Origin of the sequence: Mycobacterium ulcerans subsp. shinshuense (assembly GCF_002355775.1) — a bacterium.
Classification (GTDB): Bacteria; Actinomycetota; Actinomycetes; order Mycobacteriales; family Mycobacteriaceae; genus Mycobacterium; species Mycobacterium marinum.
This window is the reverse complement of record NZ_AP017624.1, coordinates 5,076,579-5,092,991: the sequence shown is the minus strand read 5'-3', so window position 1 is coordinate 5,092,991 and position 16,413 is coordinate 5,076,579. Positions and strand designations below refer to the sequence as shown.

The 16,413-nt window shown below is 63.6% G+C and carries 12 protein-coding genes and 3 pseudogenes; 8 read left to right on the top strand and 7 right to left on the bottom strand.

The features are described 5' to 3' along the window. Positions 1–22: 22 nt before the first annotated feature. Complete coding sequence (fbaA, locus tag SHTP_RS22740) at positions 23–1,057, top strand: class II fructose-bisphosphate aldolase (RefSeq protein WP_096372621.1); 1,035 nt, start codon at positions 23–25, stop codon at positions 1,055–1,057. 69 nt (positions 1,058–1,126) lie between these two features. Here the strand turns inward: fbaA and mgtE are convergent, their stop codons facing one another. From mgtE to SHTP_RS22725, 3 genes are all read right to left on the bottom strand, one after another. Next, positions 1,127–2,509, bottom strand: coding sequence for a magnesium transporter (gene mgtE, locus SHTP_RS22735; protein ID WP_096371852.1), 1,383 nt, complete (start codon positions 2,507–2,509; stop codon positions 1,127–1,129). 20 nt (positions 2,510–2,529) lie between these two features. Further along, positions 2,530–3,732, bottom strand: a complete 1,203-nt coding sequence (locus SHTP_RS22730) for an ISAs1-like element IS2404/ISMul1 family transposase (RefSeq protein ID WP_420873005.1) — start codon at positions 3,730–3,732, stop codon at positions 2,530–2,532. Positions 3,733–4,646: 914 nt separating this feature from the next. Continuing rightward, positions 4,647–5,462 (bottom strand): Rv0361 family membrane protein, encoded by an 816-nt coding sequence (locus SHTP_RS22725; RefSeq protein ID WP_011740742.1) that lies wholly within the window; start codon positions 5,460–5,462, stop codon positions 4,647–4,649. Positions 5,463–5,612: 150 nt separating this feature from the next. Between SHTP_RS22725 and SHTP_RS22720 the strand changes: the two genes are divergently transcribed. The 3 genes from SHTP_RS22720 (at position 5,613) to SHTP_RS22710 (ending at position 8,399) form a co-directional block, all read left to right on the top strand. Further along, positions 5,613–6,026 carry a DUF3151 domain-containing protein gene (locus SHTP_RS22720; protein WP_036427538.1) on the top strand — a complete coding sequence of 138 codons (414 nt, stop codon included), beginning with the start codon at positions 5,613–5,615 and terminating at the stop codon, positions 6,024–6,026. A 223-nt stretch (positions 6,027–6,249) separates the two neighbouring features. Further along, complete coding sequence (locus tag SHTP_RS22715; protein ID WP_012392630.1) at positions 6,250–7,008, top strand: methyltransferase domain-containing protein; 759 nt, start codon at positions 6,250–6,252, stop codon at positions 7,006–7,008. A gap of 416 nt (positions 7,009–7,424) precedes the next feature. After that, positions 7,425–8,399, top strand: coding sequence for a sulfotransferase domain-containing protein (locus SHTP_RS22710; RefSeq protein WP_096371850.1), 975 nt, complete (start codon positions 7,425–7,427; stop codon positions 8,397–8,399). Positions 8,400–8,428: 29 nt separating this feature from the next. On the opposite strand, the gene SHTP_RS22705 is transcribed toward SHTP_RS22710, so the two are convergent. The 3 genes and pseudogenes from SHTP_RS22705 to SHTP_RS22695 all read right to left on the bottom strand — a co-directional run bounded on the left by SHTP_RS22705 (position 8,429) and on the right by SHTP_RS22695 (position 10,864). Next, positions 8,429–9,352, bottom strand: a complete 924-nt coding sequence (locus SHTP_RS22705; RefSeq protein WP_096371849.1) for a cation diffusion facilitator family transporter — start codon at positions 9,350–9,352, stop codon at positions 8,429–8,431. Between the two features lie 44 nt (positions 9,353–9,396). Then, positions 9,397–10,176: pseudogene (locus SHTP_RS22700) on the bottom strand (site-2 protease family protein). A gap of 10 nt (positions 10,177–10,186) precedes the next feature. Then, positions 10,187–10,864, bottom strand: coding sequence for a peptidase M50 (locus tag SHTP_RS22695; protein ID WP_096371848.1), 678 nt, complete (start codon positions 10,862–10,864; stop codon positions 10,187–10,189). Positions 10,865–10,954: 90 nt separating this feature from the next. Here SHTP_RS22695 and SHTP_RS22690 point away from each other — a divergent pair, with 90 nt between their 5' ends. The 4 genes and pseudogenes from SHTP_RS22690 to SHTP_RS22675 all read left to right on the top strand — a co-directional run bounded on the left by SHTP_RS22690 (position 10,955) and on the right by SHTP_RS22675 (position 14,806). Next, positions 10,955–12,253, top strand: a complete 1,299-nt coding sequence (locus tag SHTP_RS22690) for an adenylosuccinate synthase (RefSeq protein ID WP_096371847.1) — start codon at positions 10,955–10,957, stop codon at positions 12,251–12,253. Continuing rightward, positions 12,250–12,591: pseudogene (locus tag SHTP_RS22685) on the top strand (PaaI family thioesterase); the annotation flags it as partial. The gene SHTP_RS22690 and the pseudogene SHTP_RS22685, both read left to right, overlap by 4 nt. Before the next feature lie 137 nt (positions 12,592–12,728). After that, positions 12,729–13,931 (top strand): ISAs1-like element IS2404/ISMul1 family transposase, encoded by a 1,203-nt coding sequence (locus SHTP_RS22680; protein ID WP_420873040.1) that lies wholly within the window; start codon positions 12,729–12,731, stop codon positions 13,929–13,931. Between the two features lie 221 nt (positions 13,932–14,152). Next, positions 14,153–14,806 carry a DUF2306 domain-containing protein gene (locus SHTP_RS22675; RefSeq protein WP_157759941.1) on the top strand — a complete coding sequence of 218 codons (654 nt, stop codon included), beginning with the start codon at positions 14,153–14,155 and terminating at the stop codon, positions 14,804–14,806. Between the two features lie 86 nt (positions 14,807–14,892). Here SHTP_RS22675 and SHTP_RS22670 read toward each other — a convergent pair. After that, a pseudogene (locus tag SHTP_RS22670) lies at positions 14,893–16,410 on the bottom strand (MMPL family transporter); the annotation flags it as partial. Positions 16,411–16,413 lie beyond the last annotated feature (3 nt).

The following is a 16,413-nucleotide window of genomic DNA, read 5'->3' as shown; positions in this document are numbered from 1 at the left end:
CAGCCTTCAGGAGGAGTCTTTTATGCCCATCGCAACGCCCGAGGTCTATGCCGAGATGCTGGGACGTGCCAAAGAGAATTCGTACGCCTTCCCTGCCATCAACTGCACATCTTCGGAGACAGTCAACGCCGCGCTCAAAGGCTTCGCCGACGCCGGCAGTGACGGGATCATCCAGTTCTCCACCGGTGGTGCGGAGTTCGGTTCCGGCTTAGGTATCAAGAACATGGTGACCGGCGCCGTCGCGCTGGCCGAATTCACTCACATCGTCGCGGCCAAGTACCCGATCAACGTGGCGCTGCACACCGACCACTGCCCCAAGGACAAGCTCGACACCTACGTACGGCCGCTGCTGGCGATCTCCACCGAACGGGTGTCGGCCGGAAAAGACCCGTTGTTCCAGTCGCACATGTGGGACGGTTCGGCGGTCCCGATCGATGAGAACCTGGTCATCGCGCAGGAGCTGCTCAAGGCGGCCGTGGCCGCCAAGATCATTCTCGAGACCGAAATCGGCGTGGTCGGAGGCGAAGAGGACGGCGTCGAGGCCGAGATCAACGAGAAGCTCTACACCACCCCCGAGGACTTCGAGAAGGCGGTTGACGCGCTGGGCGCCGGTGAGCAGGGCACCTACCTGCTGGCCGCGACCTTCGGCAACGTGCACGGCGTCTACAAGCCGGGCAATGTCAAACTGCGCCCCGACATTCTCGACCAGGGGCAAAAGGTGGCCGCGGCCAAGCTCGGGCTGCCCGACAGCGCCAAGCCGTTCGACTTCGTCTTCCACGGCGGCTCGGGCTCCCTGAAGTCCGAGATCGAGGAGGCACTTCGGTACGGCGTGGTGAAGATGAATGTCGACACCGACACCCAGTACGCGTTCAGCCGACCGATTGTCGGGCACATGTTCACCAACTACGACGGCGTTCTCAAGGTAGACGGCGCGGTCGGCAACAAGAAGGTCTACGACCCGCGCAGCTACCTCAAGAAGGCCGAGGCCGGGATGACCGAACGGGTGATCGAGGCCTGCAACGACTTGCACTGCGCTGGGAAGTCGCTAGCCGGCTGAGCGGAGCCGGGCCAGCCGGCTGAGCGGAGCCGGGCCAGCCGGCTGAGCGGAGCCGTCTAGCGGAGCAGGTCAGAGGCCCTGCAGCTGCGTCAGGGTCAGGTGCGCGATCATGAAGTAGATGATCAGCCCCGTGCCGTCGACGATGGTGGCGATCAGCGGCCCCGAAACGATCGCGGGGTCGATGCGCAACTTCTTGAGCAGCGGCGGCAGGATCGCCGCCACCAGCGATGACCACACGACGATGGCGGCCACCGTGACGGCCACCGTCACCGTAACCTGCGGACCCACGTTCAGCGTCCAAGCGCGGATCACCGCGGCCACCGCCATGGTGAAGCCGACCAGTGCACCCGTGGACAGTTCCTTGACCAGTACCGCGGGGACATCGCGGAACCTGACCTGACCGGTGGCCATCGCGCGCACCAGCGTGGTTGCGATCTGGGTGCCGGTGTTGCCGCCGGTGCCGATCAGCAACGGGATGAAGAAGGCGAGCGCGATCACCGCCTCCATCTCGTCGGAGAACGCCCGCAACACGCTGCCGGTGTAGGCCTCGGCGACAAAGAGCACGAGTAGCCACACCACGCGCTTGCGCCACAGCAGCCATGGCGACGCACGCAGATACGGCACCTCCAGCGGGGCCGACCCGCCCTGACGCTCGGCGTCTTCGGTCGCTTCCTCCTGGGTGATGTCGAGGGCTTCGTCCTCGGCGATGATGCCGAGCAGGCGGTTTTCCCCATCGACGACGGGGACCGCCATGAGGTTGTGAGTCATCAGCGTCTGTGCCGCCAATTCCTTGTCGGTCAGCGGTGAGACGACGATGAGATCCTCGGTCATCAATTCGGATACCAGGCGCTCGGGGTCGGCCAGAACCAGGGCCCGAAAGGCGACGACGCCCAACAGATGCGAGTCGGCGTCGATCACGTAGACGTAGGCGGTGGTCCGGGAGTCGCTGCGCAATCCTGCGGCGTGCTCGCGCACGGTAGCGATGGCATCCAGCACAGTCATATTGGCGCCCACGGTCAGCGTTTCGGGCACCATGTGCGCCGCGGCGGAGTCCTCGGGCCAGCTCAGCAGGCCACGCAGGACAACCGCGCGCTTCAGCGGCAGCGAGGCCAGCAGGGCATCGCGCTTGGCGGTCTTGAACTCGCGCAGAATGTTGGCGGCGTGATCGGAGTTCAGCGCATCCAGCAGGCTGGCCGCCACCGCCGAGTCCATCGCTTGCAGCGCCTCGGCAGCCAGCATGTCGTCAACCGATTCGAACAACTCAACGCCGCTGGTGGTGTCGAGCAGGTCACCGAGCTTGGCCAATTCGGCTTTGGACAAGGAGGCAAGTTCACGGACGCGATCCGGCGCGTCGGTGACCACATCGAGCCACAAATCGACGGCTTTGGGCGTCCCGATGCCGACAACTTGTCGGATATCAATAGTCGATTGCTCGACGGTCGGGTCGTGGATCAGGGCTCCGGCGTTGTTGATTAGCAGGCTTGTGAGCTGGGGAATTGTGGATTGAGGAGGTCTAGGCGGCGGTTGGCGGTCAAAGCGGTGATCCGGCAGGCTTCGGCGATGTTGTCGGCGCCGTTGAGGCGGTGCAGATTGATCGCGGTGTTGCGTAGCGTTGCTAGGACCTGTGCGCCGTTTCCGGTATGTGCCCTTTGACGGTCTTCGTCGAAGGTGACGTCGCGTATCCAGTGCAGGCTGTTCTCGATTCCCCAGTGTTGACGCATCCAGGTCATGATCGCGGTAGGGCGGGCGTGCTCGAACGGCAGGCTGCAGATGGCATAGACCACCTCCACGCTGCGCTGGTCGGTGGCGGTGATCAAGCGTTCACGAGTGATCCGGATGATTTGTTTTGCGTAGGGGAAGCCGATTCCTCGTGCAGCGGTGATGATTTGCAGGGTGCGGGTCTCGACACGGCCGTGGCCGCGGGAGTCGTCGGTAGCGGCTGCGGGCACCTCGGCCCAGGGCAGCGCGGTGATACGCGCAAGTATTTTGGCTTGGTTGGACTTGACGATCATCAGGTAGTGCGACTTCAAGGTGGCGCAGATCAACTTCGCGGTGACGACCTGGGTATGCATCGCATCCACGGTGACCAGCCACCGCAAGCTACCCGGCAGCAGCGTGAGCAGGGCACGTACGCAGGGAATTTCATTGCTTTTCTCGGCGACAGCGAGTTGACCGAGCACCAATCGGGCACGGTGGGCGAACACCGACACGAGATGCGTGGCTGTCGCTTTGGCGCGTAAAGCACCACGCAGCATCTTGCCGTCCAACGCGATCGGCACCAATCCACTGGGGTCGCTGCTGGCCACGTGTGCAGTGAAGTAACTGCCCATCCTGGCGTTGAGGTCGGCGGGGTCTAGCCGAGACAAAACAGCGCGGAAGGTCTTCTCACTGGGCCGCCGGAACCGGACCCCTAATTGGGCCAACACATCATCGGGAGCGGTGGCCGCCCATGTGGCAAAACCAGCATAGCCGCGCATCCCCGCGGCAGTGGCCAGAACCGCGATCGCCAACAAAGCCATCAGCGAATACCTCCGACCGCGTGGGTCCCTCGGGTCTGGCACCGAGGCCAGCACATCGAGAAACTCCGATCCGATGAGCTCGCTGCGCCCACCAGGACTCCAGCGGTCGAACACCTCTGGAACCGACGACACAGGCAATACTGAAACGGTAGGCACGGGCAACTCCAGACCAACGACGAACAGTAACCAACTCGATCGTTCTCCAGATAGCCCGTGCCTACACTCCGGCCCCAATAGCCCGGCACCAAAGATCATCAACCCAGCTCACAAGCCTGCTAATCAACAACGCCGGAGCCCTGGGTAGTGGATGCTCACGTGAAACTCACCTGCCTCTCCTGGAACAGCGAATCGGGTCGAAATCCCCGCAGGAGCAGGCAATTCGCCTACACCCTGCCACAGAATGCATGTCGGCGCATTTCGGCAGCAGTCGATCTCCCACGCTGGAAACCGAGCTACTCCGTCAATTTGACGAACGGGTGGTGCGGGCCGGAACTAGCCCGAAACTACAGGTAACGAATGGGCCAATTGTTCGGCTAGTTCCGCAACTGTGGTTCGCGTGTTCTGGCATGTCTGCACTGATGGGGGGCGGTGACCGCGGCATTCTTCGGTGTTTGTGGAGACATCCGAATATGCAGTAGCCGCCGCGACTCACAGGGTAGACCCCCGGCGGTGGTAAACGAATAGTCGAGGTCATTGCGAGCGGATCACTGCGCGCCTTTTACCGTCGTGAAGCCTGCCTCAATCCTGGCGGGACGCAGCTTGCCCGGCGCGGCCGGTGCGACGTGGGTCCCGCTGGATGGGGCTGGATGGGGAATGCCTCGGGGGAGTCGTGGTTCCTCGACGAACAGTGCAACCGGTCGCCGCCGAAAGCCCCCGCGGCGAATCTGTTCTTGATCGAGTCCGGGAATTGGCCACAAATGGTTGGACCTGGAAAATGCGCGCTGGCGCACCCGGGGCCAGTGCTAACCGCGGTCATATTTGAAAGGTATTGCAGTGCAACAGATTTTGCGCGAAGCGCAGGCGGGTCGAGCGGGAGAATTGTTGCCCGGTGGAAGCTGCGGCGTGCGCTACTAGCTGCTCGGTGACTGGCAGATTTTCCACTGATCATCGCGGAACTGCAGATCAAGGCTGCGCGTCGAACGAACCTGCGGGTCGTAGGCCATGAAGGTGGTGATGTTGGCCTCGGCGTGCTGGCCGTTGACCACGACCTGGTCGATGCTGGCGATGACCGGATATTGCTTGGCCGCTGAGACCCGGCGGTAGGTTTCGTCCCACGAGCGTTCGTCGTAGTCCACATAGCCGTCGCGGGTGGTACCGCAGGTGATGCTGCGCAGAGCGGTTAGATCGCCGGTCTGCACCGCGGCGTCGAAGTGCTGGATGGTTTGGCGCACCCGGTCTTCCTGGGACACGTTCGGGTGCTTGTTGCGGGTCAGTAGGACGGTGCCCAGGATGGCGATCGCCGCCAACGCCAACACGATCACGACAATTGCCAGTACCCAGCCCCAGTTGCGCTGTTTCAGGGCAGCCGGTCTGCCGCTATCGCGCGGCGGGATCGATTGCGGCACCGCAGTTTTCGGTGGCATGCCGATTGGCGGTGGGCCAGCGGGCGGCGCTTGGTGGGTTTGGAACACCTCGGTGGCCGGCTCGGGTGCGGTCGCAATGACCTGGGTCTCCTTGGCGTCGAAGCCTGGCGCGGTGAAGCGCCGCTCAGGTTGCGCGTCCGCGCCTGACGGTTCGGGATCGGTAACGGGATCAGCCTTGGAGATGACCACAGTCTCGGTTTCAGTGTCATCGGGGATCAGGGGAAAGCTCTCGGTGCCTGCTTCCCCGGCCGCTGCGTCCCTGGTTTCGGTCCCGTCGCGGTCGGGCTCGGGTGCGTTGGGCATGAGTGCTGCTTTCCTCCCGCTATTGAGTGGGTAGGTTGGAGCTTAGCGACCCTACCCCCGCTTGGGATGATTGCCGAGCTAGGAACCGTTTGAGTGGCGGCCAGGGAGGCGGGTTTGGCCACGCCCAAAGCGGTTGGCAAAATGACGCCCATGACGTCGATGGGTGATCTTCTGGGGCCCGATCCTATTCTGCTGCCCCCCGACAGTGAGGCTGAGCAGAAGTTGCTGGCAGACGAAAGTCCCGCCACCGTCGCCGCCGCCCATCCGTCGGCGTCGGTGGCCTGGGCGGCGCTTGCCGAGGAGGCGCTCGACGACGACAAGGTCATCACCGCCTACGCGTACGCGCGCACCGGCTATCACCGTGGCCTGGACAAGTTGCGCCGCAACGGCTGGAAAGGCTTCGGGCCGGTGCCCTACGCGCACGAATCCAACCAAGGCTTCCTGCGGTGCGTGGCCGCTCTGGCGCGTGCCGCTGACTCCATCGGCGAGACCGACGAGTACCGGCGGTGTTTGGACCTACTCGACGATTGCGACCCGACGGCCCGTTCGGTGCTCGGGTTCTAGGCGAGCAACTCTGCTTGCTGGGCGGCTTGCTGGCCAACTGGCGCCGGCCGTCGAGGCTGCGAACCGGGCCCAGGCGTTATCCCGACACTTCCGAGCTTGGCTACGCTAGCCGCTTCGCGGGCATCCGTGTGTCATGCACCGAAGCCACTTCGCGGCACCCTTCGTGCGGTTCGCCATCCAATAAGGAGCCCGGAAGCCCTGAGAAGCCTTGATAACGTGAGGCGTGGCAAGAACGTTCGACGATCTGGTGGCCGAATCTACGTCAGTGCCCGTGGCGGGCTGGGACTTCTCTTGGTTGGATGGCCGCGCGACCGAAGAACGCCCGTCATGGGGCTATCAACGATTGCTAGGTCAGCGTCTGGCGAACGCGACGGCCGCCTTGGACCTGGAAACCGGCGCCGGCGAGGTGTTAGCCGGTGCGGGCAACTTCCCGACCACCATGGCCGCCACCGAATCATGGCCGCCCAACGCGGCTCTGGCCACCAAGCTGCTGCATCCGTTGGGTGTGGTGGTGGTCGCCACCGGTGACAAGCCGCCGTTGCCGTTCACGGACGCCGCGTTCGACTTGGTGACCAGCCGTCACCCGTCCAACCTGTGCTGGGGAGAGGTCGCCCGGGTGCTGCAGGCGGGTGGCACGTATTTTGCCCAGCACGTCGGGCCTGCCACGTTGTGGAGCCTGCGCGAGCATTTCCTGGGGCCGCGACAGCACGGCGGGCCCGATCAGTACGCCGACCGGGTGCGCACGGAAATCACCGGCGCCGGCCTCGAGATCGTCGATATGCGGATCGAGCGGCTTCGGGTGGAGTTCTTCGACGTCGGGGCCGTCATCTATTTTCTGCGAAAGGTGATCTGGTTTCTGCCGGACTTCACCGTCGAGTGCTACCACGATCAGCTGCGGGCGCTGCACGACCATATCCAGTCCGAAGGCTCGTTTGTCACACATTCAACCCGGGCACTCATTGAGGCTCGCAAGCCGCTCTAAGGCCGGTCGGCGGGTTGCCGACGGCAACTGAATCACTAAGGGCGCAATCCCATCTCGGCCTCTCCTGCGGCATCGTCGCCCGTCGGGTGCTGCCTCCAATGCCCTGGTACAAACTATTTCGTATGGACAACCATACAGTTTTGTATATAGGCTGCGCCGACGTGCATCGTCGAGCACCGACAGGAGGTGAGGGTATGTCCCACGAAGTGTTGTTCTGCGAGAAAGAGAGCACCCACTCGTGCTACGTGTTCAGCGCCAACGAACTCACCGAGTGAGAGTTGGCTTCTGACCGGCACAGTGAGACGCCGATCCGACGGGATGTGGGCAAGTTGGGCTCACATCCCGTCGGTATCGGCAACAAGTCAGCGCAAATGCTTGGTGGCGAGTGGGGCCACGATCGAGAGAAGTTGTCCTAGATGGCCGGACCTGTCCTGTACCGCTCGTTGATGAGCGACAACCTGCGTTGGTACGCGCTTGAACTGCGCGAGGGCGACATCGTCATTTCCGCGCCGTGGAAATGCGGCGTGACTTGGACCCAGCGGTTGGTCTCACTGCTCGTCTTCAACGGCCCGCAGCTGCCGGCGTCAATGTCGAGGGTGTCACCGTGGCTCGACCAGACGATTCGCCCGATCGAGGATGTGGTGAGGGCCCTGGATGCGCAGCGGCATCGCCGGTTCATCAAGACTCACACGCCGTTGGATGGTCTGGTGCTCGACGATCGGGTTACCTACATCGGTGTGGGCCGCGATCCGCGTGACGCCGCGGTATCGGAGCTGTTCCAGTGGGCCAACGTGGAAGCCAGCGCATTGCGGACCCCCGAAGTGACGGCGATGCCGCACCAGCGATTTGTTCAGTCAGGCGCCGACTTCCGGCTCACCTTCGATTGCGCCCCTGACCGGATTGAGGCGTTCCGAAGCTGGATGGACGCGGCGGCCGTGCCGTCGTCGGAGATGCGGTTTCGGCCGCCTACCGAGATCGGATCCCTGGCCGCCATCCTGCATCACTTCGGCTCGCTCTGGCAGCGGCGCCATCTGCCCAACGTCGCCATGTTCCACTTTGCCGACTATCAAGCGGATTTGGTGGGTGAGCTGATCCGGCTGGCCGAGGTGCTCGGTATTGAGCTGGGGTGTGCTCGCGCCCGGAAGCTGGCCGCCTACGCCACGCTGGATGCCATGCGGGAGCGCGCTTTCGACTTCGCTCCCAACGCCACAGACGGTGTGTGGCGTAGTAACGAGCGCTTCTTTCGGGCGGGGGGTCGGGGTGAGTGGCGGGAGATCCTTTGTGGGGCTGAGCAACAGCGATACGAGGAGCGTGTCGCCGCACTGGCTCCGCCGGATTTGGCCGCCTGGGCGCGCGGCGGTCGGCACGCCCGCGACCCCGCTGTCGGGTAGGCAGGCTGGCCGAAGCGGGCCCGCTTGGCTCAGCCGATCGCGGGCACCGCGTCCGAACAGCTATCGGGACATTCCTGGATGCCCGCGGTGTGCTCGATCTGGACCGTGGCATGGTGCAGCCCACGGTCCGAGAGCACGGCCCGCGCGTCGTGCAGCACCCGCGCGGAGTACGCGCTGCTGGTCAGGTGGGCGGTAGCCATGTCCTTGCCGGGGGCCAGCGTCCACACATGCAGGTCGTGCACCTCGGTCACGCCGTCCACGGCGCGCAGCGCCGAACGAAGCTCGTCGACGTCGATATGTCTCGGCGAGGATTCGGAAAGGATTCGTAGCGCGGCGCGGGCCAACGAGACCGCCCGCGGTGCCACCCACAGCGCGACCAGCACGGCGACCACAACGTCCGCGTAAGGCCAGCTGGTCGTGACCGTAACCACGCCCGCGGCCAGCACACCGAGGCTGCCGACGGTGTCGGCGACCACTTCCATGTAGGCGCCCTTGACCGCCAGGCTGCTATCGGCGTGCGAACGCAGCAGCAGCGCAACCACGATGTTGGCGGACAGGCCGGCGAGTGCCACCACGATCATCGGCAGGCCGGGCACCGAGGGCGCCTCGCGCAGGCGATCGATCGCTTCATAGACGATGAACAGCGCGACCCCGATGAGCAGCGCCGCGTTGGCGACCGCGGTGAACACCTCGGCGCGATGCCAGCCGTAGGTGCGGTTTGGTGACAAGCTGCCCCGCCTGCCCAGGATGACGGCGGCCAGTCCCATGAACACCGCGACCACGTCGGTGAGCATGTGGCCCGCATCGGCGAGCAGCGCGATCGAATTGATCAGCCATGCGGTGGTCAGTTCCACCACGAAAAACATCGCCAGGATCGTCGCCGCACAGACCATCCGGGGAATCATCCGTGAGGCGTAGACCGTAGCGGGGGTGTGATTGTGTCCAGCGCCCATGGCAGAGCAATATATGCGTACTTATGCATATATTGCAACCGCGGTCAGATCCACTGACTCCAGAAGCGGGTCAGCGAGTTGCCGACCATCGCCAGTAGATGGGGCACCCCGGAAAAATCGAAGACCCAACCGACAAACTCGAACAGCCATTGGTTGAGTACCGGCGCCAAGAGCAAGAACAGCAGGATGAAGATGCCAAATTGCTTGGCGGGTGCCAGCTCGCGCTGAGTCTGTGGGCTCAGATGGGGCTCCAATGCGTCGTAGCCGTCCAGACCGGGGATCGGCAGCAGGTTCAGCACCACCGCCATGATCTGCAGAAAACCCAGGAACGCCACTCCGGCCCACAACACCCAGTGGTCCTGGTCATAGAACAATCTGGTTGCGGTAAGCAGCAACACCGCCAGCACCACGTTGGCGGCCGGCCCCGCCAGACTGACCAAGGTGCGCCGGGTCGGCGTCATGAACCACGTCCGCACGTACACCGCGGCACCCGGTAGTCCGATTCCGCCCAACGCGATGAAAACCATCGGCAACAGCAGCGACAGCGCGGGGTGGCTGTAGCGCCGCGGGTCCAGGGTCAGGTAACCGCGCACCGCGACGTCATGATCACCGAATCGTCAGGCGGTGAACGCATGCCCGAACTCGTGCAGGCATAGCGAGACCAGCCAGCCGGCGATGACGAAGACGAACACCCCGGCATACGCCAAGGGGCGGACGCTGGATCCCGCCAGCCAGGCCAGCGCCGCTCCGACTGTCGTCAGCCCGACCAGGCCCAGAAAGATCGGGCTGGGTCGCACCGACTCGTGCAGGCCCATTTCGCTCACCGGTCGAAAGCTACCGGACCAGCAGCCAGCCTTCGACGTTGCGGTAGAACGTGGAGCGCCGCACGGCCCGGGGTGCCGGGATACCGTCGCGGATCACTCGGGCGCCGCTGGTGCCCAGCTGGGCGGCGCGTCCGCCAATCCAACGTCGCCATGGTCTGCGCTCGTGCAAGGCGGCCCGCAGGCCGGGAAGCTCCAGCGTCGGCTGGATGTAGACACCGGCAATGTCGCCGTCGAACAGCGTGTTGTCGTCGACGACCGCCTCGCCGTGGATCGTCTGCTCGTCATCGGCGGGTAGCCAGCGGGCGCGGCCGACGATCACCGTCGCGGTTTCGTCGCGAATCAGCGGCACCCGCCCCGCGCTGCCGCGCCGGGCGCGCCATGCGCCGCGGCGTCCCGCGGCCAACCGGTACACCCGGGTCGCTGTGGTGCGCCGGCGCGGCACATAGGCCACCTCGATGTCGAGTCGGTCGGTCCGCAGTAGCCGGGTCAGCATCGCGGCCAGGTCGGCATCATCGCCGATCACAGCGAGCCGTGGGTAGGCGGCCAGCGCGGCGTCGATGGAGGCGGAATCGCCGACTTGATGGGTCGGCAGGCCGGTCAGTGCGGCGGGCACGGCTTGACCATCGAACACCAGTACCGCCATGCTTGGCGTGTTCGCGGCCGATTTCACCCCCATATTGCTGCCCATTCTTGAAGCTCCTCCTGACCTCCTGGGTAGGGTAGGTCACCGGCTGGAACACAATAAGCGGGCTTAACCCGTGAGACCAGGGAGCGCGTCATGCCGGCAATCGTCCTCATCGGAGCCCAGTGGGGCGACGAGGGCAAAGGTAAAGCCACCGATCTACTCGGTGGACGGGTGCAGTGGGTGGTGCGCTACCAGGGCGGTAACAACGCCGGGCACACCGTGGTCTTGCCCTCCGGCGAGAACTTCGCGTTGCACCTCATTCCGTCCGGCGTGCTGACGCCGGGGGTCACCAACGTGATCGGCAACGGAGTCGTGATAGACCCAGGGGTCCTGCTCAGCGAGCTGAAAGGGCTGGAAGATCGCGGGGTCGACACCTCGAAGCTGTTGATCTCCGCGGACGCGCATCTGCTGATGCCGTACCACGTGGCCATCGACAAGGTGACCGAGCGCTACATGGGTAGCAAGAAAATCGGGACCACCGGTCGCGGTATCGGCCCGTGCTACCAGGACAAGGTCGCCCGAATGGGCATTCGGGTGGCCGATGTGCTCGACACCGACCAGCTCGCGCACAAGGTCGAGGCGGCCCTCGAATTCAAGAACCAGGTGCTGGTCAAGATCTACAACCGCAAGGCGCTGGATCCGGACCAGGTGGTCGAGTCGCTATTGGAGCAGGCCGAGGGTTTCCGCCATCGCATCGCCGACGCTCGCTTGCTGCTCAACAACGCGCTGGAGGCCGGCGAGACGGTGTTGCTGGAAGGTTCCCAGGGCACCCTGCTCGACGTCGACCACGGCACCTACCCGTACGTGACGTCCTCCAATCCGACGGCCGGCGGGGCTGCCGTTGGTTCCGGCATCGGACCCACCCGGATTCGCACGGTGTTGGGGATTCTCAAGGCGTACACCACCCGGGTGGGCTCCGGCCCGTTCCCCACCGAGCTGTTCTACGAGAGCGGCGAATACCTGTCCAAGACCGGTGGCGAATTCGGCGTCACCACCGGCCGGCGCCGCCGCTGTGGCTGGTTCGACGCCGTCATCGCGCGCTACGCCACCCGGGTCAACGGCATCACCGACTACTTCTTGACCAAACTCGACGTGCTCTCCCGCCTGGAAACGGTGCCGGTGTGCGTCGGATATGAGATCGACGGCAAACGCACCAGTGAGATGCCGATGACCCAAAGCGATCTGTGCCGTGCCAAACCGGTCTACGAGGAGCTACCGGGCTGGTGGGAGGACATCTCGGCGGCACGCGAATTCGACGACCTGCCGGCCAAGGCCCGCGACTATGTGCTGCGGCTCGAAGAGATTGCCGGAGCGCCGGTTTCGTGCATCGGTGTCGGTCCCGGACGGGACCAGACCATCGTTCGACGGGACATCCTGCAGGAACGCGCGTGACCCATTATTCTTCGCTCGGATCGGAAGGATCCGGGGAAGAAGTCGATCCCGAATACGAGCATCACGGCGGGTTCCCGGAGTACGGACCCGCCAGCCCCGGTCCTGGCTTTGGCCGATTCGTGGCAGCGATGCGCCGATTGCAGGATCTGGCCGTGTCTGCCGATCCCGGTGACGGCGTGTGGGACCAAGGCGCCGAGCAGGCCGACGCACTGGCAAGCCTGCTCGGTCCGTTCCAGGCCGATGAGGGACAAGGGCCCGCCGGGCGAACACCCGATCTGCCCGGCATGGGCAGCCTGCTGCTGCCACCGTGGACATTGACCCGCTACGCCCCCCAGGGCTCCGGCGTTGTTGATTAGCAGGCTTGTGAGCTGGGTTGATGATCTTTGGTGCCGCGCTATTGGGGCCGGAGTGTAGGCACGGGCTATCTGGAGAACGATCGAGTTGGTTACTGTTCGTCGTTGGTCTGGAGTTGCCCGTGCCTATCGTTTCAGTATTGCCTGTGTCGTCGGTTCCAGAGGTGTTCGACCGCTGGAGTCCTGGTGAGCGCAGCGAGCTCATCGGATCGGAGTTTCTCGATGTGTTGGCCTCGGTGCCAGACCCGAGGGACCCACGCGGTCGGAGGTATTCGCTGATGGCTTTGTTGGCGATCGCGGTTCTGGCCACTGCCGCGGGGATGCGCGGCTATGCTGGTTTTGCCACATGGGCGGCCACCGCTCCCGATGATGTGTTGGCCCAATTAGGGGTCCGGTTCCGGCGGCCCAGTGAGAAGACCTTCCGCGCTGTTTTGTCTCGGCTAGACCCCGCCGACCTCAACGCCAGGATGGGCAGTTACTTCACTGCACACGTGGCCAGCAGCGACCCCAGTGGATTGGTGCCGATCGCGTTGGACGGCAAGATGCTGCGTGGTGCTTTACGCGCCAAAGCGACAGCCACGCATCTCGTGTCGGTGTTCGCCCACCGTGCCCGATTGGTGCTCGGTCAACTCGCTGCCGCCGAGAAAAGCAATGGAATTCCCTGCGTACGTGCCCTGCTCACGCTGCTGCCGGGTAGCTTGCGGTGGCTGGTCACCGTGGATGCGATGCATACCCAGGTCGTCACCGCGAAGTTGATCTGCGCCACCTTGAAGTCGCACTACCTGATGATCGTCAAGTCCAACCAAGCCAAAATACTTGCGCGTATCACCGCGCTGCCCTGGGCCGAGGTGCCCGCAGCCGCTACCGACGACTCCCGCGGCCACGGCCGTGTCGAGACCCGCACCCTGCAAATCATCACCGCTGCACGAGGAATCGGCTTCCCCTACGCAAAACAAATCATCCGGATCACTCGTGAACGCTTGATCACCGCCACCGACCAGCGCAGCGTGAAGGTGGTCTATGCCATCTGCAGCCTGCCGTTCGAGCACGCCCACCCTACCGCGATCATGACCTGGATGCGTCAACACTGGGGAATCGAGAACAGCCTGCACTGGATACGCGACGTCACCTTCGACGAAGACCGTCAAAGGGCACATACCGGAAACGGCGCACAGGTCCTAGCAACGCTACGCAACACTGCGATCAATCTGCACCGCCTCAACGGCGCCGACAACATCGCCGAAGCCTGCCGGATCACCGCTTTGACCGCCAACCGCCGCCTAGACCTCCTCAATCCACAATTCCCCAGCTCACAAGCCTGCTAATCAACAACGCCGGAGCCCTGAAGAACAACCGAGTTCGCCCCGGCTCGCCGCCTGACGCACTCACCCGGCGGGCGTGCCTGGCCAAGTACTACATCGCCACCTCACTCGGCGTTGCCCTGCTGCCGTTCCTGCTCTCCTACGTCAAGTACCTCCTGACCGGCGAGTGGCTCGCCGGGATCTTCATGCACAAACCTGGGCACGCGGGGGCATTCGGCGGCCACGTGATCGCCGGGTTGGGCGTATCCGCGCTGCTGATAACGCAGTTGGTGCTCGGCTTCAAGGCATACCGAGACCGGGATACCAAGGGAGCCTCAGTTCATCGCAGACTGGGGCTAGCGATCGTCGTCATCTTCGTCGCGTTCGCACTGCATGGCTGCTACGTCGAATTTCTCGCCGGAATCTTCGGCAAAGATCTACACAGCGCTTATGGCACAACCACTTTCACGCTGGTCGGTGTTCTGACCGGTTACGGTTTGATTAGCGCCTACAGATCCATTCGCCGACGCGACATCGCACGGCACCTTGACGACGTCGTCTTCTTCTCGATCGTGCTGTCGGGAGCGGGACTCGTTCGCCTCTACGTCGCCGGCGTGCTCGCTACGGGACACACGCACTTCGCGTTCTTCCTGGGCCACACCTACTTGTGCACCCTCTACCTCATCGACGTAGGCGCGGCCCTGACCGGCATTACGATCCCGGCCGCCTTCCTCAGTTACGTCTGGCGGACCCGCATGTGGCGGCCGGCCAGATTGAAGATCGCCCTGTCTTTCTCGATCATCTTGTTCCTGCCGGTAATGATCGCCTTGAGTCATCTCGAGCCGCTCAAATTCCCGGAGTGGCCCGGCCTCGTCAAGGACAAGGTGGTGATCGGGTAGTCGGCGATCCCAGTACCCGCATTCGGGCATCGCAGTCGACACCGCAGCCGACACCGAGCGTGGACCGGGGGCAACGGTGGTCGCAACTACTGACTGTAGACCAAGGTCCGATCCATCGGATCGCTTTCGATGGGTGTGACGGGCCTGCCCGGAGCGTCCGCCGCCCGTCTGGTCGGCATCCGCAGCGGCCACCAGAACCAGCGTCCCAGCAGCGCGGCAATGGAGGGCGTCATGAACGAGCGCACAATCAAGGTGTCGAAAAGCAGCCCCAGCCCAATGGTCGTGCCAATCTGACCGATGATCCTCAGGTCGCTGACGATCGTCGACGCCATGGTGAAGGCGAAGACCAGACCCGCATTCGTCACCACTTTGCCGGTGCTACCCATCGCTCGGATGAGTCCGGTCTTCAGCCCGGCACCGATCTCTTGTTTGAATCGCGAGACCAAGAGCAGGTTGTAGTCAGATCCCACGGCCAACAAGACGATGACGGACGTCACGATGACCAGCCAATGCAGTTGGATGCCCAAGATGTGTTGCCAGACCAGCACGGATAGCCCGAAGGAGGCGCCCAGAGAAACCGCCACCGTGCCGACGATGACCGTGGCGGCGACAAAGGCTCGCGTGATGATCAGCATGATGATGAAAATGAGGCAGAGCGAAGAAATACCGGTGATCAGCAAATCCCATCTGCTGCCCTCGGCGAGGTCCTTGGCCACGGCCGCCGTCCCGGTCAGATAGATCTTGGCGTCCTCCAACGGCGTTCCCTTGAGCGCCTCCTCGGCGGCCGTGCGTATGGCGCCGACACTGGCAATTCCCTCAGGCCTATCGGGAATACCCCGATGCAAGATGATGAACCGCGCCGCACGCCCATCCGGCGATAGGTACAAGTTCATTACTCGCTTGAAATCGGCGTTGTCGAAGACCTCCGGCGGAAGGTAAAACGAGTCGTCATTCTTGGCGGTGTCGAAGGCCTTTCCCATCGCGGTGGCGTTCTTGCCCATCTCGTCCATCTGATCGAAGATCCCGATCATGGTGCTGTGCATGGTCAAGACCAGGGTCCGCACGGTCTCGAGGGCCTCGATCTGGGGCGGGATCTGAGCGGCCGTCAGAGGCATCAGCCGATCCATGGCTCGTATGTCACTCAATAGGTCGGTCAGTTCCTCGCTGATCTTGTCAACCCCGTCCAGCGCATCGAATATCGATCGCAACGACCAGCAGATCGGAACTCCCGAACAGTGTTTGTCCCAATAGAAGTAGCTGCGAATCGGCCTCCAAAAATCATCAAAGTCCGCGATGCGATCGCGTAACTCGTCGGTGACTTCCTTCATCTGTTCGGTGTCGGTGACCGTCCGGTGCATGGTGTCGGACATCTGCATCATCAAGTCGTACATGCGTTTCAACACCGTGATCGACTTGGTCATCGCGTCGGCTTGCTTGAGCAAGTCGTCCATCCGCTGGCGCTGGTATCTCATGTTTTGTAGCTGGCCGGCATTTTGCATGCTGATCTGAAAAGGGATCGACGTGTGATCCATCGGGGTTCCTTCGGGCCTGGTGATGGCCTGCACGCGGGAGATTCCCGGAACACGGAAGATCTCTTTCGCCAGGGC

Excerpts from the sequence above, each read along its gene's own strand:
- SHTP_RS22705 (WP_096371849.1), bottom strand. The coding sequence starts at position 9,352 with ATGGGCGCTGGACACAATCACACCCCCGCTACGGTCTACGCCTCACGG.
- SHTP_RS22725 (WP_011740742.1), bottom strand. The coding sequence starts at position 5,462 with ATGCCCAACGCACCCGAGCCCGACCGCGACGGGACCGAAACCAGGGAC.
- SHTP_RS22720 (WP_036427538.1), top strand. The coding sequence starts at position 5,613 with ATGACGTCGATGGGTGATCTTCTGGGGCCCGATCCTATTCTGCTGCCC.
- SHTP_RS22695 (WP_096371848.1), bottom strand. The coding sequence starts at position 10,864 with ATGGGCAGCAATATGGGGGTGAAATCGGCCGCGAACACGCCAAGCATG.
- fbaA (WP_096372621.1), top strand. The coding sequence starts at position 23 with ATGCCCATCGCAACGCCCGAGGTCTATGCCGAGATGCTGGGACGTGCC.
- SHTP_RS22710 (WP_096371850.1), top strand. The coding sequence starts at position 7,425 with ATGGCCGGACCTGTCCTGTACCGCTCGTTGATGAGCGACAACCTGCGT.
- SHTP_RS22690 (WP_096371847.1), top strand. The coding sequence starts at position 10,955 with ATGCCGGCAATCGTCCTCATCGGAGCCCAGTGGGGCGACGAGGGCAAA.